Annotated in this window: 17 protein-coding genes; 3 read left to right on the top strand and 14 right to left on the bottom strand. The window is 61.1% G+C overall.

The annotated features are described in order from the left end of the window. Positions 1 to 21 precede the first annotated feature (21 nt). The 9 genes from A2G96_RS09415 to A2G96_RS33835 all read right to left on the bottom strand — a co-directional run bounded on the left by A2G96_RS09415 (position 22) and on the right by A2G96_RS33835 (position 14513). The gene (locus tag A2G96_RS09415) at positions 22 to 327 is read right to left on the bottom strand and encodes a hypothetical protein (RefSeq protein ID WP_231909637.1); all 306 of its coding nucleotides are present in this window, start codon (positions 325 to 327) and stop codon (positions 22 to 24) included. Continuing rightward, a complete protein-coding gene (locus A2G96_RS09410) occupies positions 327 to 971 on the bottom strand; it encodes a site-specific integrase (RefSeq protein ID WP_231909636.1) in 645 nt (214 codons plus the stop codon). Before A2G96_RS09410 ends, A2G96_RS09415 begins: the two co-directional genes overlap by 1 nt. 507 nt (positions 972 to 1478) lie before the next feature. Beyond that, positions 1479 to 2591, bottom strand: a complete 1113-nt coding sequence (locus tag A2G96_RS09400; protein ID WP_062798656.1) for a putative bifunctional diguanylate cyclase/phosphodiesterase — start codon at positions 2589 to 2591, stop codon at positions 1479 to 1481. 22 nt (positions 2592 to 2613) lie between these two features. Beyond that, a complete protein-coding gene (locus tag A2G96_RS09395; protein WP_167354354.1) occupies positions 2614 to 3306 on the bottom strand; it encodes a lytic transglycosylase domain-containing protein in 693 nt (230 codons plus the stop codon). Positions 3307 to 3391: 85 nt separating this feature from the next. Next, positions 3392 to 5731 carry a type IV secretory system conjugative DNA transfer family protein gene (locus A2G96_RS09390; RefSeq protein ID WP_062798652.1) on the bottom strand — a complete coding sequence of 780 codons (2340 nt, stop codon included), beginning with the start codon at positions 5729 to 5731 and terminating at the stop codon, positions 3392 to 3394. 19 nt (positions 5732 to 5750) lie between these two features. Further along, a complete protein-coding gene (locus A2G96_RS09385; protein ID WP_335340553.1) occupies positions 5751 to 7043 on the bottom strand; it encodes a type IV secretory system conjugative DNA transfer family protein in 1293 nt (430 codons plus the stop codon). A gap of 138 nt (positions 7044 to 7181) precedes the next feature. After that, positions 7182 to 7454 (bottom strand): hypothetical protein, encoded by a 273-nt coding sequence (locus tag A2G96_RS09380; RefSeq protein WP_062798649.1) that lies wholly within the window; start codon positions 7452 to 7454, stop codon positions 7182 to 7184. Positions 7455 to 7527: 73 nt separating this feature from the next. Then, complete coding sequence (locus tag A2G96_RS09375) at positions 7528 to 14046, bottom strand: Eco57I restriction-modification methylase domain-containing protein (RefSeq protein ID WP_062798647.1); 6519 nt, start codon at positions 14044 to 14046, stop codon at positions 7528 to 7530. A 176-nt stretch (positions 14047 to 14222) separates the two neighbouring features. Continuing rightward, entirely contained in the window at positions 14223 to 14513 is a 291-nt protein-coding gene (locus A2G96_RS33835; protein ID WP_062798645.1) for a hypothetical protein, read from the bottom strand. 856 nt (positions 14514 to 15369) lie between these two features. Here A2G96_RS33835 and A2G96_RS34375 point away from each other — a divergent pair. Then, a complete protein-coding gene (locus tag A2G96_RS34375) occupies positions 15370 to 15594 on the top strand; it encodes a carotenoid oxygenase family protein (protein ID WP_150124083.1) in 225 nt (74 codons plus the stop codon). Next, on the top strand, positions 15585 to 15860 hold the full coding sequence (locus tag A2G96_RS34370) for a curlin repeat-containing protein (RefSeq protein ID WP_082818885.1): 276 nt from the start codon (positions 15585 to 15587) through the stop codon (positions 15858 to 15860). The genes A2G96_RS34375 and A2G96_RS34370 overlap by 10 nt, the downstream gene beginning before the upstream one ends. Here A2G96_RS34370 and A2G96_RS09360 read toward each other — a convergent pair. The 5 genes from A2G96_RS09360 to A2G96_RS09340 form a co-directional block, all read right to left on the bottom strand. Continuing rightward, positions 15833 to 16939, bottom strand: a complete 1107-nt coding sequence (locus tag A2G96_RS09360; RefSeq protein WP_062798641.1) for a porin — start codon at positions 16937 to 16939, stop codon at positions 15833 to 15835. The genes A2G96_RS34370 and A2G96_RS09360 overlap by 28 nt on opposite strands. Positions 16940 to 17026: 87 nt before the next feature. Further along, a complete protein-coding gene (locus A2G96_RS09355; protein ID WP_082818884.1) occupies positions 17027 to 18541 on the bottom strand; it encodes a carotenoid oxygenase family protein in 1515 nt (504 codons plus the stop codon). Between the two features lie 14 nt (positions 18542 to 18555). After that, the gene (locus A2G96_RS09350) at positions 18556 to 19350 is read right to left on the bottom strand and encodes an alpha/beta fold hydrolase (RefSeq protein WP_062798639.1); all 795 of its coding nucleotides are present in this window, start codon (positions 19348 to 19350) and stop codon (positions 18556 to 18558) included. Then, positions 19347 to 21104, bottom strand: coding sequence for a class I adenylate-forming enzyme family protein (locus A2G96_RS09345; protein ID WP_062798637.1), 1758 nt, complete (start codon positions 21102 to 21104; stop codon positions 19347 to 19349). The genes A2G96_RS09350 and A2G96_RS09345 overlap by 4 nt, the downstream gene beginning before the upstream one ends. Positions 21105 to 21123: 19 nt before the next feature. After that, positions 21124 to 22116 (bottom strand): NAD(P)H-dependent flavin oxidoreductase, encoded by a 993-nt coding sequence (locus tag A2G96_RS09340; RefSeq protein WP_062798635.1) that lies wholly within the window; start codon positions 22114 to 22116, stop codon positions 21124 to 21126. A gap of 271 nt (positions 22117 to 22387) precedes the next feature. On the opposite strand from A2G96_RS09340, the gene A2G96_RS09335 reads away from it, so the two are divergent. Further along, entirely contained in the window at positions 22388 to 23314 is a 927-nt protein-coding gene (locus tag A2G96_RS09335; protein ID WP_167354353.1) for a winged helix-turn-helix transcriptional regulator, read from the top strand. Positions 23315 to 23373 lie beyond the last annotated feature (59 nt).

Raw genomic sequence — 23373 nt, 5'->3', positions numbered from 1 at the left:
ATGAAAACAGTATATGTTTATTTATCGTTGCGCGCAACGTTTATCTAGCTCAATCAGCGCTGCCTCGATGGTGGCTCGGTCCGATCCGTAGCGCTCCGACTGGTTGGCCAGCGCAGCCGTAGCCTCGGCCGACAGTCGCAGCCGGTTCAAGATGCGCCCGCCCGATTCGACCAGCGCAGCGTCCAAGTCCTTCACCCTCTGCGTGGCAGTCTTTGCTTCACCCGTGGCAGGGCGTCCCCGGCCGCGCTTCGCTTCTTGCTGCGCGTCGGCCGCGAGGGTCGCCAGCCGGCCAAGTCCGCGTGCCGTCTTCTTTGTTGCCGTGGCCATCAGATAACTCCGCTCACAATCGACGCCAAGCGCACAGGATTACCCTCAATCATTCGTTTAACGGCTGAAAGGCTGGAAACTCCAATCAGCTCCTGAATCAGCTTGGGAGACAGCCCCTTTCTGTGGAGCGACACTGCGAACGTCCGGCGCGCAGCGCTGGCATTGCCCATGGCAATGCCAGCCTGCTGGTGCAGCCGACGAATAATCTCTGTCAGCGACTCGCATGAATAGCTCACGGCCCCAGCCGGCGTTATGCGGCGGGTGAATGCGAATGGCTGGCCGTCGCCCGCGAGGAAGAGCGGGCTCTGAGGATCCAGGCCACGGTATGCGGCAGGGCTCGTTGTAACGCCATGCCGAGCGACAAGGCGGTATGCCAGGTACTCATCGATGGCTGCCTGCACACTTGGGCCAGACCAATGAAGCGGCCGAGCCTTTCCATTGAATGCAATCTCCGCGCGGACTTTCGACTCCCGCACCACGTTGCCATTAGCACTCAAATAGTCAGAGACAAGCAGTTTGGCGCATTCATTTGGCGTGATGCCGGTGCCATATGCAACCGCAAGCAAGGCGACATCGCGCTCCGTGTTTTGTCCCGTTACCGCTGCTACCTTGAGGGCGTGGCGGATCTCGTGATTCTCAATCACTCCCGGCTTTGTCATCCCGTAATACACCCATATTCAGTTCGCATTACGAAACAGTATGAAGATCACATGGGACGAAAGCAATGGCGCGGCGCGGCCAGAGCCAAACATAGGAAAATCCGGAGGACAGGACATGGTGCATCTTCAGACCAAGGTCTTCATAAGGAGCCCCTTGCCGCGACAGAGCGAATGCTGCCTGTGCGCCCAGCTCTCCTGACTAACCTAGGGACGCCCACCCGCCTTCGTTCGCAGATCTCCAAGCAGGGCATTCCATCTGCCTGCGTCTCAACGCATCCGCAATGGCCATGGACAGGCGTTCGTTGATCCTCTCGTACCGGCGCAGAGAGTGCGCCGCCCAAATTGATGCCGGCAGCCATCCGACGACGGTGATTTGAAGCAGGAGGCATATGACGCCAGTGGAGGGCCGCCTGATGGCAAAGAAGATCAACCAAGGAAAGAACACAGCTTTGGTGGCTCGATACATTGACGTTCCTTTCGTTCTGCGTAGCGTCAACGCGCTGCTGACGCAAACTGGACAAATTCGGCGGCCGGCAACGGCTTGGCGAAGAGGTAGCCTTGCGCGACGGTGCATCCGAGAGCCTTCAGAAGATCCATTTGCCGTTGGGTCTCAACGCCTTCGGCGATGGTGGACATACCAAGCTTCTCCGCAAGCCCGATCACGGACTGCACTACAGCAGCAGCGCCTGGAGTGCGCCCAAGATCAACGACGAAAGCGCGGTCGATCTTGATCGTGTCGAGCGGCAGTGTGCTCACGCGAGACAGGCACGAGTAGCCGGTCCCGAAGTCGTCAATGGAGAGATGGAGACCCGTGTCGTGGAGTGCCTGCAGGAGTCCTTGTGAGCGCTCATCTGCCAGAAAGCTCTCCGTGATTTCCACGCCGAGTAGATCGGTGCTCAGGCCGGCATCGCAGAGCGCGCCGTGGATGACGTCCACAAGACGATCCGAGAACTGCTTGACCGAAAGGTTGACTGCTACCTTGAGGCCTTTGCCCTGCCCCAGGCCCAAACGCTGCCAGCGCACGGCCTCGGCACAGGCTTCGCGGAGAACCCATTCGCCGATCTCCTCAATCAGCCCGGATTCCTCCGCGACTGGAATGAATTCAGTCGGACTCACGAGATCCGACCCATGGCGCCAACGAAGCAGCGCCTCCGCGCCGACTACCGCCCTGGTGTGCATGTTCACCTGAGGCTGGTAATGAAGTAGCAGGCCTTCGCCAGTCTCCAGCGCGCGCCGTAGTCCGCGCTCGATGAATGCGGAGCGCTCGGAAGATCTGACATGCCCGCGCCGTCCGTATTCTTCGACTTTCGCTTCGCAGGCATACATTCTGGCCAGCATGGAATGTTGCAGGAACGCGTCGAGTTCATCGATGGCGACGTTGATTCCGGACTGCGTGAGGATCGAGGCCAGGCGCTCAAGCGGGAATCCTTTGGCTCGCATTGAGAGGAGTTGGTCGGCAAGAACCTCTAGCGCGGAAGTCGCTTCCGAAGTAAGCGGGGGCGACGTTGTTTCCATCTGAATGAGCCGGTCCCTAGTGCTCGCAATAACCGTGGCCTGGTAGTCGTTGTTTCGATCCAGGGCATGCAACCCAGTACCCATCGCCATCTCCCTCTTTCGCCGTGCCGTTTCAGTGCATCTCTGCTACTGAGAAATTCGTTGCCTTCATCGTGAAGGCTCGCTCATTGGTGTGCTCTGGTCGTGCGTCGGCCGCCACGGCGGCCGTGCGCGTAATGCGCGGCACAATACGCTCCGTACGAAGGGCCAATGGCTTGCCCACTTGCTTGTAGATCAGGTTGACGTAGCCGTCCCTTGCTCCACGCTCCCAGTCCCCGGAGTTGTACCCGCTTAGGGCCGCGTTCATCGCGGCTGGGCCATTCCCGAACTTCGCAACCGCCTTCTCATAGAAATCCGTCAGAATCTTTCCCCCAACGGCGATGTTGACGCATGGGTCGAACACGTCCTGAATCGAGACCCCCATGCGTGCCAGGTTGCGGTCGTTGACCTGTGCTACCCCGAGCGAGACCGTATGGCCGTTTGCGATAAGGGTCTGGGCCGTTTTAACTGCCTCTTCAAGCGTCCCCGGATAGAGCGATCGCACGAGAGCTTTGCGCTGGGCCCATGGCAGCTTCACAGGGCCGGCATCGGCAATCGCGAATTGATGCCCGCGCGACTCGGCGGAAATTACCGCAGCCATGGTTTCCGGATGGACCGTAGGCGCGCAACGCGCAAGGAGTGCACTCAGCTCGGGATCAACGCCCGCTACCACCACTTGAGCATTGGCGTGTCCGACCGTAAACGCGGTAATCACGATGGCGAACAATGAGCATTGAAAAATGCGTGACGGCAGGCACTGTCGAATGGATGGAATTAACATGGAATTAACAGTATACGGGTTGACGACCTGCCTAGAAGGCGGACACGGAAATAACCTTGTTCACAACGCCGACGCTGGCCACGAGTTCCTCGACTTGGCGGCGCTCTTCTGGCGTGATGGTCTTGATCTGGTCTGCGTATCGACTGCGCTGACGCGGCTTCGCCGACTCCTCGCTGTCGGACTGTGCCCCGACTAGGGTCTCGGGTCTTGCATCCGCAGCTTGCTGTTTCGCGGCAACTTGGCCTGTGCCTTGCGGCTGAGCCGCGACGGCGATCCGCTCTCGCATGGCCTCTCGCCCTGCTGCCCACTTGTCCTGAGGCGTTTCCGGCGTGGCTTCCCGAATTTCAACCGTGTCGTCTGCGCGGTTCTCGGCCTGCAGGGACTTCGGCGAACCACGTAGCCTTGCCGATTCCTTTGGCGGTGGCATGGCGGCACGAGCCATCAAAGTGGGGTTCTCATAGTAGAACGCCTTGCGGCCGTAAATTGGAGGTTGCCCCTTCACGAAGACAATCATGTCCTGGTCGTGCAACACCATGAATTCGTCAGCCGTGACAAGATCGCGGGCGGTCTTGTTCGTGCTCACGGACACATTGCCGCCCTTGATGCCAATGATGCTCTGACTGGTCGACGCCCCCTCTTCTGTCACCGTCGTCTTGCCGGTCATTCGCGCCAGTTTCTCTGCTGTCTCAATCTTGTTCGGCGCATACGCGATTCGCGTCTCGGCGCCTGAATCGAACGATTGCTTGTCGCCGTACAGCTCCTCGATCTGCACGATATCCTGCACAAGGAAGAACATCCGGATGCCATAGCCTGCGACATATCCCAGCGCCTCTTGCAGGATCGGCAGCTTTTGCAGCGAAGCCGCTTCATCAATGATCATCAGAAGCGGGTGTGTGTAGTTGGCTCGGCTTCGGCCGCCCTCGAACTCCATCTCCGCTGCATTGCGCCGGATGAAGATCGCATAGAAGAGTCGCGTGAGCGGCGTAAGGCGTTCCATGTCGGGTGGATTCACCACGAAGTACAGCGATACGGGCTTTTCTCCCGTCATCAGATCCCGCACCAAGAAGTCAGAGCGATTGGTGTTATTCGCAACAATCGGATCCAGGTATAGCGACAGCAGCGACTTCGCTGTAGACAACACACCGGAGCGGTCCTTGTCTTCCTTGTTGAGCATCGTCTTCGCTGCATTGGCGATCATCGGATGCGTCTTGGTCGAGTTGCCGAACGAGTCCTTCCATCCCATCTTCCCTTCCGGGTCGTGGGTCGCCTGCATCATCTCGGTGTACATCTGCTTGTCGCTGTCCCAGTTCGGGTCACCGAGATAGTTCGCGCAAGCTGCGAGCGAGCCTTCGGGGCTCGTATAGCGGACGTGCAAGGCCACGGCCGTCAGGAACTCATAGCCCGCCTTGTCGAAGTAGTCATCGAGGCCCTTACCCTTTGGGTCACAGGCCATCGTCATGATCATCTGGGCATCCGCCACGTCTCGCAGGGTGAAGATGCGAATCTCATCGAGCGGGTTCCAGCAAGCCCCTGTGCCATCGGTACAGGCAGGCTCGAACTTGATGGTGGTTTGGCCAGCGGCACTGCGAAAGCCAGCAGATAGCGCGTAGGCTTCGCCCTTCGGATCGTTGACCATCACCGAGTGGCGCCAGGTGAGCAGCGTCGGAACCACCATACCGACACCTTTACCGGAACGGGTCGGGCAGAAGCCGAAAATGTGTGTATTCCCGCCGTCCCGCAGGATTTCGACCTTCTTTACGATGGTCTTCCTCAACTGGAACATGGGCCGCTTGTTCCCATCGCGCTTGGGAATCTTTCGAAATCGCGGCCATTTCCCGCGAATCATGATCGGCTCATAACGCTTGTCAAACTTCGGGTGGTGCGGATGGATAACCTTGCCTTTGCGGTCCAGCATGACCGAGCCCACTATCACGCCGTCTGCCTTGTGGCCGGGGGCATCAATGAAGCCCGTCTTGTCCACATCATCGCGCTCAGCAAAATGCGCCGTGCCATGCAGGCCCTCCATGCCCTTGGAGTAGTTCGCGAGTTTGTAGCCGATGAATCCACCGGAGATCATCGCGCCGACCTCTGCAGCACCGGCGATCAGGAACATCGTGTGGACAGACGAGCGGAGCGAAAGCACGTCCCCATATTTCCAGCCCCATATCACCCACTGTAGCGGCTGGTACAAGGCGAAGCCCGAAAGCCTGAACAGCGGTTGCCCCAAACGCAGATCGTAGTGGTACTTCCACGCCCACCACTGGGTCGGGATCGCACCGGCAAGCAGCATCCCCACGATCACGACAATGAACGTCAGGATGGCGTTCTGCAGTGGCGTGCGACGCGAGGTGTATTTAAGGAGAGCGGCCATAGGGGGTTACTTCCGGGGTTCAGTGGGCAGTGGCCATGCTCGTGCGCGCCCGAAACTTCGGGTCCTCGTAGAAGCCGCGTAAGCCCGCGCGAATCGGCGACTTGGCCAGGCCGAGAATGACGGCGTCGTGTCTCCGCATCCGCAGTAGCTCTTCTGGCGTGACTGGACGCGGTTCTGTTTCCGTGGAGCCGTGATCAACTCGTGCGCGGATTTCGTTGGCAATGATTTCTGCAGTGGTAGGACGATTCAGCGGGAGGACAACGCGGATTTCGCCTTGTTTCCACGCGAGGCATTCAGTGCTATTGGCGCTGATGTTTTGAACCGCAATTAGCGGCTTGACACCGCGCTCCGATAACCGAGCCAGCGGCTCCTCCATGAAATCGAGGTGCCCCAGGCTGCCGCAGGCGTCCAGAAGCAGCAACAGGCGGCTCGCTCGGGATTGCGCCTCAGCTTGAACGGTGTACCGCGCGACTTGAGACAGGAACGCGTTAATCAATGGCTGCAGAAGACCAATCTCCCAATGCTTGACTGTCAGGTAGAGGGTGACGGGGGTTCCGTGGCCTCGCAACTCCGTGATCTTGAAGCTGCTACGCTTGGTATTCTTTGCAATCTCAGGCTGTGCAAATGGGCAAAGGGCTGCAGCCACCATCCCCAGCGCCGTAATCGCTTCGTCGTAGGGAAGCTTCAGGAATTCATAGGAGAGGGACTCGGCGGCTTGGCATAGCTCGGTGCCGAGCGCAACTTCTCGGTAGCTGAATGCGGTCGCATAGGGCCCGTCGTGCCTCCTCAGTAGCTCAAACACATCGCTCAAGCCCGCACTACCATCCGGGCGCTTTGCGATGATGCACAGGGTTAGGAGAGCGCGAGCGTGGCCGACCAATTCCCCATCTTTGTCGCCCACAGGCAGCAGCGATGCAGCGAGGGCTTCGATGTCGGCCAATTCGTGCGACGTGTCGCGACGAATCGCGTCGAGAAAGTTGTAGGTGTCTGGACTCGATTCGCCGGCAAAGTCAACGCGGCGGATTTGGTTGTGAGCCTCAGTGCGGCGCCAATTTTCCGTGATGGTTCCCAATTCGCCGTTCACGTCAAGCACGACGGCACTTTGCCGCCAGGTCAGAAGTGAGGGCACGAGTACAGAAGTGCCCTTGCCACTCCGGGCGGGACCGACTACGACAACGGGCTTCATGCTCGTGTCGATCATTGGACGACCCTTCCAGGCACCGATGACAACGCCCGAACTATCGCCACTGCGAAGGAGACCCTGCGCCCGGACTACGGCGCCATCGGCCCATCGACTCCTAGCACCAAGCATTCCACTGAGAAACTCAAGGAAACCACTCATCATGCCTCCATACGAGAATTCTAGATAATGTACATCAAACAATAATTTTCGTCTTTTGCAGCAAAAGAGAGAGCCCCTTTGCCGCTCATAGGAGCCCTCCGACGGCCATCAGGCCACCAGGACGCTCCATTCGCTACTGCGCCCTTCAGCGACCGCGCGCAGGCGACTCGCCGCATCCTCATAGTCGGCCAGCGACGTGCTGCCTAAGGGCTTGAACGTCGGCTCGGCTTCGGCCAGGCGCTTCAATGCCTCGGCAGGATCGTCCGCAATCACCACACGCTGCGTGATCGTAGGGCTGATCCCTTCGCGTCCACCTACCTTTTGCTCCACAAGTTGGCCTTGGACCAAAAAGACTCGCCTAGGGTTGATATCGCTCGTCATTGCTTCGCTCGCCACTTAAGTGCTCCATTCATCACAAGATGTCCGCGAATTGCATAGCGCATTTTAGCATTCACTAATCAAGCGAGATAGCCGTGTCACGCGCGACGACTTCCGCCCTGCCGGCGCCGTACTTGATTGTCGCCACCTCCCCGATGCTGAGTCGGCCGTTGGTGTTTTCCAGTTCCCGCAGACTGTGCGTGACGGTCTCCCCGGCGCGGTTGACCTTCTGGATCACGTCGTCGCCCTCGATCTTGATGATCTGGCCGACAAACTCGCCGGATAGCCGCGTACCCGGACCATCCATGCTTGCGCCGTTCGTGTCCACGGCTTGCGCTGCGCTCTGCTGGCCCCCCATGGCACCTGGCGCGAGTTGGATTTCGTTTCGCTCCTCGCGCTCGATCTCCGCCACGGCTTCCCCAAAACCCATGTCGCGCAGCTTTTCCTTCTGCACTTCCACCGCCGATGCGAACGCCTGCGCCTCTTCGGGCTTGACGGCTGCGAGAGAGTTGGACTTGCGCAGGGCGCGCTGCACCTTGCCATGCTCGGCAATGGCTTCCTGCAGTTCCTGCGCTTGCTCGAATGGCTTTGCGACCAATTCCGAAAGGCCCTGCACTTCGTGCTCAGCTCGTGCGACTTGGGCTTGGACCACGGTCACGGCCTTTTCCAAGCCCTCACAGAAATTGTCCATGCGTGTCACCACACCAGAGCGTGACAGCGCTTCCATCTGCCGTTTCTCGCCATCGGGCATGACCATCTGAAACCAGTTCGCCCGCTCGTCAAAGGAAAACTCGAAATTTAGGCCACGGTAGGTCAGGATCTTGGCCGTGCTCAAGGATGTGACGTGAGCGTGAATGTCGTCCATCGCTTCCATCACCGCATCCTTAGTCTGAAGCTGCTGGCCGTCGAACAGGGCCAGCTCCGCCGCTGCATCGCGCCGCTTCATCAAGCCCCCCAGCAGGGCCAGTTCATTCGGACCGCCCTGACTGACGAAGTACTGGTTGGCGCGGAGCCGCGACTGCATCGAGAACTGGCCATCGCGATGCGCACGCTCCAAGTTGCGCAGCTTCTTCACTTCGTTGGAGAGTTGCGTTTCCTTCAGGATAAGTGGGTTGCCGCTGGCTGCCGCCTTCATGTCCGCCGAGTTCGCGGCCTCCGTGGTCACGTCCTCGATCTCATTGACGCCGACCGTATAGTTGCGCAATTGCTCAATGCCCGAGGCCTTGTGCTCCAGCAACTGCCAGCGCCTCGTGTCATAGGTTTGCGACGTGGCATAGCGGTACACGTTCAACTCGAAACCCTCTGGATCGCGCTCATACAGCATGTTGCCGCGCCGGATACCCCGGCCTTCGCGCTGCTCCAGATCTGATGGGCGGTACGGCGCATCGATGTGATGGAGGCCGACGATGAGTTTCTGCACGTTGGTGCCGGCGCCCATCTTAGGTGTCGAGCCAAAGAGAAAGCGCACCTCGCCCGCGTTCGTGCGTTTGAAAAGCGCATCCTTTGCCTGCGGCGTGTCGTGATCGTGAATGAACTCAATCTCCGATTCGGGTACGCCGCGCGAAATAAGCTTGGCCTTCATGTCGTCGTAGACGGAGAAGCCCGAGACACCCGTAGCACCCTCGATGTCCGCCATCGAAAACTCTACGTCGGCTGCATCACCTTCCACGTCCAGAGAATTCTCGTTCTTGTACTCCTCAATCTCATCCTCACTGATTGGACGGGACCGCTCGCGCATGTCTAGCCAGCGCTCAGTTCCGCCCTCCTGCTTCACAAGGCGAGAAAAGAAGTCGTGCGCACCTGGCTTGCTGTCCAGGCCTTCCTTCATGAGTTGGCCCGTGGTCGGGTCATACATCGAGAATGTGCGGTCGTTCTTGCGCCCGCTGGCGACAAGGTAGTACGGAAGACCCTCGTACTCTTTGAGAGTGTGCAGCGTTCCTTTCTTGTGGGTAAGCGCGCCGTTCTCGTCGCGCACGTAGATCCGTTTCTCCTTGCTGGCCATCTTTGCTTTCGCCGACAAAGGCACCGACAGATCGCAGAACACAAGTTGTGTTCCCTTATCCGCGTCCCATCGCTTCCACTGCTCCACCATGTTATCGATGGCGTGGTTGATCTTGCTATGGGGGTCGTCTGGTGCCGTTGGGTCGATGAGGCGATAGTCCAGGCCTGCCTTGTTCGCCAGCCCTGTCAGCGACAACGCGTTGATCTTGCCCTTGGTCTGCCGAGTGAGTTGCCGCAGGTTCTCAAACTGGCCAATGATCGAATGTGGATCGATGCGCATGACGGGCGTGATGGCTGAGAGGGCTGTCATGTAGGCCGCCTCCTCCGCCGTCTCGTAGCGACGGGCGCCCCGACGCAGATACTCGCCATCCTGCTGCTGCATCTCGAACTTGCCGTCGTCGGTTCGCTGGATGCTGATGGGCTTGTCGGGATCCAGACTCATCTCGAAGCGGATGCCGCCGTCGTTCTCGCGAGCGATTTCAGGCACCCCGAAGAAGGCTTCCTGAAGCTTGGAGCGAGGCACGACAACGTTCATGGGCTTGCCACCGGCGAGTTTCGGCACGGGGAATACCCTGCCGCGCGCCAGCTCTTGCGCTTTGAGATCATTGAGCGTGACCACGTCGGCGAAGCTGCGGTACTCGCCCATGAGCGAGCCCAGGTTCTTGAACTTGGCGAAGCGTTGCGACAACCGATAGCCTGTGCCCGACGGCGCGACCTCGTAGACGTTCTGCACGTCACCATACTGCTTTGCCCACGCATCGAAGACGTGGAGGCCTTGAGCCTTGAGCTTGTCATACTGCAGGTAGCGCTGGACCGTGAACATCTCGGCCAGCGAGTTCGAGACAGGCGTGCCTGTAGCGTGAACGAGCGGAACGTCCTCGCCGTAGGTCTTTTGAAGCCAACGCGTCTTGACGAACAGATCGAACGCCTTGCCAGAACCTGCCGGATTGCCTAGGCCCGCTACGCGGTTCATCTGCGTATTGAAGAACAGGTTCTTGAACTCGTGGGCTTCATCGACCTCAAGGCCATCGATGCCCAGGTCAGCCATGTCCACGACCTTGGTTTTCTCGCCGGCCTTCTCTTTGAGCCGCGTCACCTTGGCTTCCAAGTTGGCCTTGATCTTCTCCATGTCGCGGATGACGTGACGGTCTCCCCGCTCACGCTTCATGTCCTCAATGGCGCCGCTGATATCGTCAAGCTGCTCGCCGATGACCTCGATCTCCGCGCCAGGCGGCAAGGGGATCTTCTTCAAGGCCGAGTGACCGATGATCACGGCGTCCCAGTTGCCCGTCACAATCTTTGAGAACAGGCGCTCGCGATTCTCCTTCTCAAAATCCTGCGGCGTGGCCGCAAGGACGTTCGCACCGGGGTAGAGTCGGTAGAAGTCGCTGCGCCATTGCAATGTCAAGTGGTTGGGCACCACAAGCATTGGCTTGTTGCAGATACCCAGTCGGCGCATCTCCATGAACATGGCAATGCTCTCGTAAGTCTTCCCGGCGCCGACAACGTGGTCCAGCAACATGGTGCGGTCTTGCAGACCGCGCCAAACGGCATTCTTCTGGTGGCCAAGCAGCTCGATGCCCGGATTCATCCCCGGGAATGTCAGGTGCGCCCCGTCGAACTTGCGCTCCACCGTGCGGTTGAATCGCTCGTTGTAGATACCGGCCAGTTCTTGCGCACGTTCGGGATCGGCCCATAGCCAGGAGTCCCAGTGCGACTGAATTTTGTCGGCCGCTTGTCGGGCAGCTTCAGTCTGCTCTTCGTCGGTGACGTAGCGAGTCTGCCCATCCACGACCTCTGGTTTCTTGACCTCGGGGGCGCGGCTGTTCATCGCCAGCGCCAGGATGTCGATGGCACCCAGCTTGGGTGTACCGAACTCGCCGTTGTTCTTCGCGAAGTCGATGCCCTGCTTCTCGCTCATGAGCCACTGGCCTGTGGCGCGTACGTAGGTGAAGGCGGCCTCACCGCCTGAGATATCGCGGGCAAAGGCCTGGTAGTACTTCGTCGGTATCCAGCTCGCGCCGATTGCCGCGTGGATTTCCGAAGGCATCTTGTCGGCGGGGATGACTCCCCGCAGGGACTGCACGTTGCGTTGCAGCTCCGGACTATCCTTCGCTGCCGCCAGCGCTTGCTCAAGCTTTGTCTTCACGTCGCCCGACAGGTACTCATCGGCCGTGACCACGGTACCGGACTTGGGATCCGTGTAGACCAACTCACCCAACTCGGCAAGGATCTCCTTTTCCCCTCGGCCATAGGCACGCTGCATGTACTCCAGATCAACGCGACCGCGTTGATTGAGGGAGTGCAGCAGCGCATCCTTGGCAGTCTCCACGACCTCCAGTTCGCCGGGAGGAAAGAGCACGCGCCGGCTGAAGATGTCCGCCTTCACCGCACGCGCAGGCCTGGCTTCGACGCCATGCTCCTGTGCGTAGGTCTGAGTGATGGCCTTTTCGTAGTCGAACTCCAGCGCTTGCACCAGTGGCGACTCAGTGTCGTCAAGGAAGATGCGCCGGTTGACGGGATCGTTGAGGAAGCCAAACTTGCCGCGGAAGCCGTCATAGACCCGGTTCAGTTCGCGGCGGCTCGCCTCAATTTGCACATCGGTGGCCTCTGGACTGCGCTCCAGACGCATTTGCTCGCGTAAGGCCTCACGGGTGCGGATCATTCCCACCATCCGTTCGCCAGCGCGTTCATTGGGCGGCTCCCATTGGGCCGCGCGCTGTACATTCCGCAAATCCGACAAGCGCTGCCAGACCTGAGGGCCGTCCTTTGTCTCTTTGATGAAGAACGACCCTTCCTTCACGTGCTCTGGGATGTCGGTCGCCTCTGCAGACACCTCGACCTCATCCGTGCGCTCGACGCGTGAGTAGATGCCTTGGGGCAGCGTTTCGACCCAGCGTGCGAGTTGTTCCTGCAGCGTGCCCTTGGACTCGTCTGGCAGCACGGTGTATTCGTTGGCCCGGTACATCGAGCCTTCGGCAGAATGCGTGCCCAAGACGTTCTGCGGGTTCTTCAGGAAGTAGTTGTTGACCGCAGCCAAGGCGTGCTCGTCCGACTTCGGATTCTGGATCTCGATGTCAGTGGTTTCGAGCCAGTCCGGACGCTCATCGCGCCCCAGCGTGTTTTCGTGGTCGATACGACGGAAGACGAGAATATCGGTCACGACCTCCGTATTGGCATTGCCCTTGAAGGTGTCGTTGGGCAGTCGCACTCCCGACACAAGCTCAGCTCGGCGCGAGATCCACTGCCGTACGTGGGGATCGAGTTTGTCCAGGAAGTTGTGCGACACGACCATTGACATGAGACCACCTGGCCGCAACAACTCGATGCTCTTGGCGAAGAAATAGTTGTGAATGGACCAGCCGGAGTATGCCGATCCTCGCTCGTCAGCGATGGGTTGGCTACCGAAAGGCGGGTTGCCTACCACCAGATCGAAATAGCCAACAGGTGCGTTATACGCCTGAAAACCTGTGGCCTTGGCGATCTTGGCCGTTGGGTACAACGACGAAGCAATGCGACTCGTCAGGATGTCCAGCTCCACGCCGTGAATACTCGACTCGCGCCGCATCTCTGCCGGCATCATGCCGACGAAGTTTCCACTGCCCATGGACGGGTCAATCATGCGGCCGCCGTCATAGCCCATCCGGGACAGGCCTGCGTACATGGCATCGACAACTACCGGCGCCGTATAGAAGGCGTCAAGCTGCGAGCGGCTCGCCGCTGCCCACTCCGCATCCGTCAGCAGCGACTTCAACTCACCATGCTGTTGCGCCCAAGCCTTGTTTTCGGGATCGAATACGCCTTTCAGTCCGCCCCATCCTACATATCTGGCCAGCACGCGCAGTTCATCTTCTGTCGCATTGCGGTTCTGTGCATCAAGCGTGCGCACCAGTTCGATAGCACGGACGTTGTCGCGGTACTTCTCCATGAGGCCGCCCTGCCCGATCCGGTCGGCATCCGTAATGACGTGGTCCAGTCGCTCGCCGTACCGCTCTTGCCCTGCCGGCTTTACTTCTCGTACCGAGGCAAAGGCTTGGGCCTCTTCTGCTTGCTGCCTTGCAGCTTGGGCGGCTTGCGCCTCTTGTTCGCGCTTTTCGATTTGGATGCGAATCGCTTGCGCGCGGCTGCCTTCGGTGAAGAATGCCGAGGCCTGGCGCAACTGTTGGTCCGTCATCTGCGTGACGTACATGCTCTCCAACTGCTCGCGGGTGTACGAAATTGGGCCGACAAACGCAGGGCGGCGGATGGGCGAAACGGTCGCTTCTGATGTGCGATCAGACGGCGGGGGCTGTTGCGTGTCAACGGGTGATTGACCCATTGGCGCAGGCGCGACTGCCATAGGCGTCTCGGCGGGCGCAGTATGTGGCGTGGCAACAGCAGGCACTTGCTGGTCCACTGCCAGCGGCTGAAACACGGCCCTGAATTCTTGAATATGGATATCGCGGGCTTCTGCCGTCAACGCCCAAAGATTCTTTTGCCCCTCCCGGATCAACTCGCCATCTCGGGTGAGCTTGTAGTAGTTGAACTGGGGGCCAAGCTGGTGTTGCACCAGGGCCGTAAGGTGGAACGGGCCGGCGCCGCTGGCTTTGCTCACGCCAAACCGACGCGACACTCCGTTGAGTGTCACTGTTGCCGGGTATAGGCGATGGGTAACAAAGCGGCCGTCTTCGGGGATGGCGCCACGCCAGGCCTCTTCGATTTGGCGCAGTAAGGCTATGCCGTTGTTGGAGGTTTGAGCGGAGGGAGGCTGGGCACCCGTGGCCGGTGCGCTCAGTCCACCAGGCGATCCACTTCCGGTGCTTCCTGCTGGACGCCGTGCATCGTCAGAATTTCGCTGGGCGACAGATGCGAGTTCTCCATCTCGTTCGCCAGCACGTCCTTCTCCAGATTGGTCTGCTCGGTCAGCTTGCCCAGATACTGATTCGCCACCAGCAGCGAGACCACTCGATCCGGCCAGCCCATCGCCCAGCGATTCGCGATGGAGACCGCCGTCGATCCCATCACCTCGATCTTGAGGGCCGTCGTCTCGCCGTACAGCTCGCGTTTGTAGAGTGCTTCCATGATCTTGGCTCCCAGCCGGGTCCTGTGTGTTGTCAATGTTATTAATTAATGTACCAGAATTGGACGTGGCCAGGTCGATTTGTTGGGACTGCCCTTGACGCCGATGTTCGTGCAGTTCGGAGCCAGTCATCTTGAGGCGCACCGCCGCCATCAGTTGCGGCTGCACATCCTTCATGAGTTGGGCCCGGTCTTTCATCGTAGTGACCGCGAACCCCGATGCGAGTAGAACCTTGGCCGCAGCTTCGGTCTTGAGCTTATTTAGAATCGCAACGACGTTGATCAGCGATCCACTACGCAAGGCGGCGTCGAAGGCCAGAGCTTCAGGGGGACGCCACGTTCCCTCCTGAGCTAGTACGGGCGGTGCCGCGTCCTGAGTCGCCTCTTCTCGTGTGGCGCCGAACAGGTCGAGCTGCATCTGTATCTCCAGACTGATGGCAAATAAATAATGCTTTGACGGACAGAATCTCGTTTAAAGCGTTTAACACCAAATTAACACTTTACATCAATAGACCTCAAAAAAATCCAACAATAGTTGGCGACGCAGTGCTTCCCACTTTTGCTGCAAAAGTGGCGCACATGCTTCGAAGGCCACTATGAACCCGGCACGGGCGGCGGCTCAGCCGACTTCAAGCAGATCGACGCTCCCCAACGGCGACTCCCGGCTTACCAACGCGAGAGACAGGTTGAGGGTTGGCCGCTATTCGTAAAAAATCCGCCACATCTCCGCTAAGCGGCTGATTTTAAAAGAAATTCTATCGTTGAATCGAGTGGCGGAGCCCGTCTCTGGAGGTCCAGCAGGTAGTCCCCGAGCCGATTGATATGCTCGCGCCGGTAAGGGGAAAGTACCTTCAGTGCAGTGGTGTTGGATGTGTACAGCCGGCGCATCGAACTGCCCGGCCCGCGCTGGCCGCATGACCTCGGCATGACCGAGAACTACTGCGTGCTGCATGACCTGCCGCTGTTCTTCGATCCGGAACGCCTGCTGGTTGTCGCGGTCCACCACGCCGTAGTTCATGTAGGGCGGGGTTCAAAGTACAGCTTGTTCTTGGCGCTTGCCGTGCCGACCAGGCGGTGCAGTTGAGCACCGCGCAGCAGGGAGACGGCAATCGTGTCGATGTCACGAAGAACGGTGCCTACAACCGGGCGCTCGTCGGGCAGTATGGGCAGGACAACCAGGCATATGTCAGCCAGACCGGACTCGGTGGCGCGGTGCCCCAGTTTGGCAACAATATGACCGCCACCATCAGTCAGCGCGGAGGGCGCCAGGTTCGTTGTGCCCGGTCGAGCGGGACGAGCCTGATTGCCCATGTCGAACGTCTTCAGAACAGATGCTTGATGCCCGCATAGGCCATTCGAGCACGAGCCCCCGCGTCCGCCGTCGACAGCTGGGATCCCGACTTCAGTCCGCCAACCCAGAAGTTATATCGCCCGTTGCGCTCGTTCCGCAGCTCCACATAAGAGACATCGAGTGTGGTGCGCTTGCTCAGGCTGTACTGATAGCTTATGGAAAGCATCTTTGCGCCGGTGTCATCCACCGTATGACCGTTTTCGTGCATCGAGAACGCCTGCCCCCAAGTCAGTGCGACCAGGTGCGGGCCAAAGCTGTACCCAAGCGGGACGGCGTAGGCGATCCGGTCCTGCCGCAGATTGGTTGCACGGTTGGTCACGCGGTTACGGTCAACCACGACGCCCACGCGGAAGCCGTTCCACGTGTAGCCAATGGCCAGCTTGTCGGCCGTCTGGTCCAGCGAGCCGACGGTCTGCAGAGGCAAGGTACCCTGGCTGTCACGCTGCATGTGGAAGTAGCCGGCCTTGAAGCCGCCGTTGGTGTACGTCGGACTGACGTACCAAGTATGGTTGCGGCCAGCGCCCGGCTGTTCGGCGTCAAAGGAGTAGGATGCCATTCCCGAGAAGCCGGCGATGACCGGAAACTCGTAGCGGACCGTGTTGTTCAGGAAGTTGCCGGCGAAGTTGGCGCCGTTGATGGTGCCGAGGACATTGAGCGAGTTGGCGGCATTGGGCGCTGCGTCAAATGAGCCGTGCGTGTCGTTGATGAACCAATGGTGGCTGAAATAAACCGACTGGCGGCCTAGTTTCAGGCGCCCAAAGCGTTCTTCGTCAAGGCCGACGTAGAACGTACGGCCGGCACCCTGGACGCCGGTGTCAAGCGCAAAGTCCCATTCCAGGTGATAGAGGGCCTTCAGGCCCGGCGCCAGTTGTTCCTTGCCGTCGATGAACCAAAAGCTCGTGTTGTTCGATTCGCGGTAGGCGCGGGCGGACGTGCCGCCTGTGCGGCCGGAGCCGCTGATGGAGGTCATGTCGAGGCCGAGCTTGAGCTGGCCGCCGACCAGCATGGTGGTCTGCGCGCTGGCGAGTGCCGGTGCGCAGAGCAAGGCCAGCGCAGCGGCGCAGGTGAGGGATTGCATGGGTTGTCTCCGTCCTTTCAATGGATTGGCTGGACCTCTGCGGGTCCTGCCGCGATGCCGGCGCGCCGCCGGGGCGCGCCGACTGGCTTAGTAGTTGCCCTGCAGGGCAGCCTCGAAGCCAGCTTCGAAGTCGGGCAGCATGTCCGGCGTGGCCCAGAACGCGTGCGCGCCGGTGGGCACCTGTTGCGGCAGCACGATCCGTGCGACGGGTCCCCGCGTGATGTCACGTGCATCGAAGATGGCGCACTCGCCCTTGCCGGTATTGAGGTTGGTCAGAAACGTGACGAGGTAGCCGTCGTCTTCCGCCGTGGCGCCACGCCGTTGCGCGAATGGCGCCTCGCTGAGGTAGCAGCCTTGCGGCAGCATGTAGGTCTGCGTCCGGCCGGTGAGCAGGTCATACTTCTTCAGGCCTTCGAGCAGCCAGAACCCCTTGTTCGGAATGGCGTTGTAACTGTAGCGGTAGGAGCGTCCGTTGTGCAGGCCGTTGACCATCGGGAATTCCGTCACCTGGTCGTCGAGGTCTTCCTCACGTGTCTGCCCGGTGCGCAGGTTGAAGCGCCAGCGATGCATGCGGGCCTTCTGCAAGTGTAGGTCGAGCATGGCCTTCAGTCGCTCGTAGCCTTCGGTCGGCAGGCCGGAAATGTCGGGCAGCGGATTGGTCTGGATGCAGCCGTCCATCACCACTTCGTCCCCTTCTTCGAAGGTATTGGACAGGTGCAGTATGTAGCAGGGCTCGGCTTCGAACCAGCGCACGTCGACGTTCTTTCCGAACCGTGGAATGATGCCGAAGCGTGACGGAACGTCACGCCAGAAGCCGAGCCGGTGCGAGCCCTGGCGCAGGCGTTCCGGATCGAAGAACAGCGGCAGGTCATGCAGCACGCAGTAGTTCTCGGTCATGCCAAGGTCGTGCGGCCAGCGCGGGCCGGGAAGTTCGATGGGCTCGAAGTGGACGAGCTGGTTGTCGCGGTCCACCACGCCGTAGTTCATGTACGGCGGGGTCTCGCCGAAGTTGAAGAACATCATGTGGCCGGTGTGCTCGTCGACCTTGAAGTGCGAGCAGATGCCGCGCGGAAACAGCGCACGCGCCCAGTTTGGCTCCACGCCGGTGGTTTCCAGGCTGAACGGTGATATGCGGTACGGTTCCGAACATTGCGACATAGCCGCCAGGATCTTGCCGCCGTGGACGATAATGTCCGTTCCCGCGTTGTCTTTCATGGCGCCGATCGAACCCCAGCCGCGCAGCGCGGCCTTGCGCGGTTCGATGATGCCCGGCCACAGCGACTTGCCCGCCGCCTGTTCGGCCAGGAAGCCCACCGTGCGCACCCAGCGATTGCGATACTGGACCTTGCCGCCGTGGAAAGCCATGGCGTGCACCATGCCGTCGCCGTCGTACGGGTGATAGCGGCCGATGGACTCGTGCACCGGATTGTGGCCATTGCGAACGTACAGGCCGCTGAGGTCGCGCGGGATCTCGCCGATGATTTCCAGGTCGGGCGAGGTGGCGGTCCACTCGGTGTCGACCGGACGCCAGGCATCGTTCAGGTAGGGGTTCTCGTTCGGCCAGACGATGGTGGGACTGGCCTGGAAGCTGATGGTTTTCATGGTGGGAACAGGAGTCAGTCGCCGATGCGACGTTGGAGAAAATCGAGCAGGTGCCGGTTGAAGGCCTCGGGTTGTTCCGCCCAGGCGAAATGGCCGACACCCGGCATGCAGACGAACTCGCCGTGGGGCAGTCGGGCGGCAAGCTTTTCCATCACAGCAGGAGGGGCGGCGGTGAGGTCGTGCTCGCCGGCAATGCACAGCACCGGCACCTGCATGCGGGGCAGGATGTGGCGGCCGTCGAAGCCGACAATGGCATGAATCGCCGCGCGGAAGGTTTCTGGCCGCATGGCCGAGACCACATCGATGACGCGGGCCACACCGGGGCCGGCGGCGCCAGGCGCCATCATCCTGCGCAGCATGTCCGGGCCGAACTCGGCAATGGTCCTGCCGGCATCAAGCGGCGCCACGCGGTCGCGCACGAACTTCTGCTGCCATTCACCGTCGGCCTTGCCGAACGCGGCGCTGGTCGCCGACAGGACAAGGCCATGCACGCGCTCGCGGCGCAGGTCGAACGCGGCTTGGGCAATCATGCCGCCCATGCTGTGGCCGAGCAGCACGTTGCGTCGCCCGCCGACTGCGTCGATCAGGCACACCAGCGCGGCGGCGGCAACGTCCACATTGAACGGATCGGGCAGCGGACTCATGCCGTAGCCGGGGGCGTCCCAGGCCACCACGCGGTAGCCGTTGGCGACCAGCGCGGCGATCTGGTCGCGCCAATAGTCTTTCGCGCCAAAGGCGCCGTGAAGCAGGAAGACTGTGGTGTCACCGTCGCCGGTGACGCTGTAGTCGGGGAGTCGTGTCTCGGTCATGGTTTGTGATGGATGTGGAAGGCGGTCAGGGGGGTGGCATCGGTGGCCTGCTGCGCCAGTTCGCGCAACGGAGCCTTGAGGATCTTCCCGGCGGGATTCCGGGGCAGTTCGGCAACGATCAGCAGGCGCTGCGGCAGCTTGAAGATGGCGACCTGGCGCACCTGCAGCAGGTATTCGCACAGCGCCTGCAACGTGGGCGGGTCGTTTGCAGCGGATGGCGCCGGCACGATCACTGCGCACACCTTTTCGCCGAGCTTGTCGTCGGGATACCCGACCACGGCCGCACTCTCAACCGCAGGGTGGCTGATCAGCAGCGATTCCAGCTCCTCCGCCGAGATGTTTATCCCGCCGCGCACGATGATGTCCTTGGCGCGACCGACGAACTCCAGGTACTCGCCGCGCTCGCCCGAGATGCGGAACAGGTCGCCGGTTCGGTAGAAGCCGTCAGGAGTGAAGGTGCGGACCGTGACCTCGGGCATGTTGAAGTAGCCGGAGAACACATTGGGGCCACGGAAGCACAGCTCACCGGTCTGGCCCACCGTCTCGATGGTCTCGCCGGTGCCGGGGTCGATCAGCTGCGTTTCGACATACCTTGCCGAGCTCTGGGTCGACACGCACTGCGGCGAGCCATAGCGCGGGAAATAGCGGCCGCGCAGGCCCGGGTTAGGCAGGTCGAGCGCCGTGGCGGCCAGCGACGCGCCTTCGCTGGAGCCGAAGAAGTTCAGGATCTCCACGCCATGCCGTTCGCGGAACGTGCGTACCACGTCTTCCGACAGCGCGGCCGATCCGGAGCTGATATGGCGCAGGCGCGAGAAATCGATTCCTTGCAGCAGCGCCTCGTGCTTGAGCAGTTCATGCAGCATGGCGGGTGGCGCACTGGTGAACTCGATCTGCTCGTCCCGGATCTGCCGCAGGAACACGTCGAGCGTCATCGGCTGATGCAACACCAGCCGCGCGGCGCGGTCCAGCCACGTCACTACGCTGCCCGAAATTCCGCCCATGGTGCTGAGCAGGCGCGGCGAAAGAATGTGACAGCCTTTCCGCAGGCTGGCGGCATCCGTCATCAGCCGGCGTGACACTAGCCACTGGTTATGCGTGCGCGGTACGGCCTTCGGCCGCGATTCGGTGCCAGAGGTCCAGATGATGGTGGCGACGGCGTTGGCGTCCACTGGATGCCGTGTCTCATGGCGAGCCAGGCGTTCGCTGTCGGCAGGCTGGCGCAGGCAGTCGTCTAGGCTCGTCATGCCGGGCGGCACGTTGTCGCCGAACAGCAGAATGCGCGTCAACGTGGCATGTCCTTCTGCAAGCGCGGCGGCCACGGAGGCGTGGCAGGTCTTGCCAAGGCGACGCACGCCGATGAATGCGCTGGCGCCAAGGTGGTCGGCGATCTGGCGCAGTTCATGTTCGCGATACTGCATCGGCACTGGCGAGATGATGATGCCGAGCCGCCAGCAGGCGAGGTAGACCAGTGGGAACTCGCAGGTCGTCGGCAACTGTGCGACGATGATGTCGTCGGGGCGCAGGCCGGCGTCAAGCAGCGCGCAGCAAAGGCGATCGACGCGGTCCGACACGTCGCGCCAGGTGAGGCGCATGGGGGCACCGTCGGTGAAATCGCGGCGATTTGGCGGATCCACTAGCGCAATGGCGTCCGGTGCGGTGGAGGCGGCGGTGCGGAAGACGTCGTACAGTGTCTCGCTGCCCCACCAGCCGGCGCGGGTGTACTGCTCGATGTCCTGTTCCGGAGTGATGATCATGGTGCGTCTCCGGTCCTGTTCACAGTTGGCCGGCGCGCGCGCCGTTGCTCCAGCGGTCGTCGCTCAGTCGCGCTACGGCCTGCCGGTACTCCGCGCGCAGGCGGTCGATCACGCTGGCTGTCGATTCCACGGCATGGACCTGGCCCACGCCGTGCCCGGCAGACCACAGGTCCTTCCACGCCTTGGCGTCCTGCTCGCGGTTGCTCAGATCGAAGCGGTCGCGTGGCTTCAGATTGTCCGGATCGAGGCCGGCCGCCACCAGGCTGGGCCGCAGCTTGTTGGCCCAGGCGCCGGTGATGGCGTTGGTGCAGACGATGTCGGCGAAGCCGCTGTCCACCACCATCTGCTTGTAGGCTGGGACTGCGTGGCTCTCCTCGGTAGCGATGAACCGCGTGCCCATGTAGCCGAAATCCGCGCCCATGGCCTGCACGGCGCGCAGCGACGTGCCGTCGCACAGGCCGCCGCCGACGACGATGTACCCGTCGAAGAATTCGCGTACCGCGCTGACAAAGGGTGGCGCCGCCATCGGGCCGGTGTGGCCACCGGCCCCCGAGCAGACCAGCACCAGGCCGTCCACACCGCTGGCCGCTGCCTTGCGTGCGTATTCGGGCGTATTGACGTCCGCGAACACCAGGCCGCCATAGCCATGCACCGCCTCCACCACGGCACGCGGACCGCCGAGCGCCGTAATGACCAGCGGCGCCTTATGCCGCACGCAGATCTCCAGATCAGGCTGCAGTCGCTGGTTGGAGGTATGCGCGACCAGGTTGACGGCCCAGGGTGCGCACGGCTGGCCGGCCGACAGGCGCGCGTCGCGAGCCGCGGCGATTCGGCTGATCCATTCGTCGAGGATTTCCGGTGTCCGGGCATTCAGGGAGGGCAAGACGCCGATGGCGCCATTGGCGCATGCGGCGTTGACCAGTTCGACCGAAGACACCAGAAACATCGGCGCGACGATCAGCGGCAGACTCAGGTGCTCGAACAGGGAAGCTGTGGGGGCGGATGGCTTCATGATGGGGCGTTGTACTTGTCCTATTACTTCAATATATGAACCATATGGGCAAAGCATTGCCACATCCCTGATGAAAGAACTCCGCCGGATGAGCATGGCACGCTCGTCCGGATTCAGGTAGGTGGCCTAGACTTCAACATATGAACCAATATATTTGATGGGCCGGTAGTGGTCAAGTTTCGCGGCTCAGGGTCTTCCCTGGCTCAGTTGCCGATCCGGGCGCGGAGTGATGCCGCGGGTACAATACGCAATTTTTCAACGAACCGTTTTCATGCCAGTGACTCAGCGGCACATCGCCAACAGCTCCGTGGTCCGAGCCCTAGCCATCGTCGGTGATGGATGGGTCCTGCGCCTGTTGCGCGAAGCCTTTCGCGGCGTCCGGCGTTTTTCCGACTTCCATGAGCGGCTTGGGATTCCCAAGGCGGTGCTCACCAAGCGGCTCAACTATCTGGTGGAGTCGGGGATGTTCGTGCTGGAGGAGTACCAGAGCGTGCCCCAGCGTTACGAGTACCGGCTGACCGAGATGGGCCTGGATTTCTGGCGCGTGCTGCTGACCATGTGGGACTGGGAAGTGAGCTGGGATCCGGACCCCAACGACATGCGTTTTAGGCTCGAGCACCTCGACTGTGGCCATGTGATCCGCCCCGTGTCGTCATGCAGCCATTGCGCGCAACCCTTGCAGCTTGCCGACATCTCGCGCGGTCCCGGGCCCGGGCAAGGCACCGAGCCGATGCTGCCGCCGCGTTCGCGGCGGCGCATGAACGCCAGCAGCGTTAAGAGCCCTGGCGAGCACGCATTGCGCTCACAGATCATCCAGTCGGTGGGCGATCGCTGGACGCCGATGGTGATGGGGTGCATCTTTCGCGGCAGCCGCCGGTTCAACGAGATCGAGGCCGAGCTGTACATTCCGCCCTATATCCTCGGCCAGCGTCTGGACGAACTGGTGGGGCTGGAGCTCATCGAACGCCGCCGCTACCAGGACTCCCCGCCGCGCGACGAATACCTGCTTACTGCCAAGGGGCTGGCACAGCACCACTACACCCTGCAGCTCATGCGCTGGGGCGACCGTTGGCTCGCCGGCGACAAGGGCCCGCCGCAGATCATGGTCCACAAGATGTGTGGCCATGCCTTCCATGCCGACCTGCGCTGCAGCCACTGCGGCGAGCTGCTGGAGCGCGAGCGCGTCAAGCTCTTCTAGGGTTCCAGGGGCGTTCTAGGGAAAACACCAAGGCCAATCTTCTTTACATCGTCATTACA

The sequence above is a fragment of the Cupriavidus nantongensis genome (assembly GCF_001598055.1).
GTDB classification, from domain to species: domain Bacteria; phylum Pseudomonadota; class Gammaproteobacteria; order Burkholderiales; family Burkholderiaceae; genus Cupriavidus; species Cupriavidus nantongensis.
The sequence above is the reverse complement of the archived record's forward strand: the minus strand, read 5'-3'. Positions and strand labels throughout refer to the sequence as shown.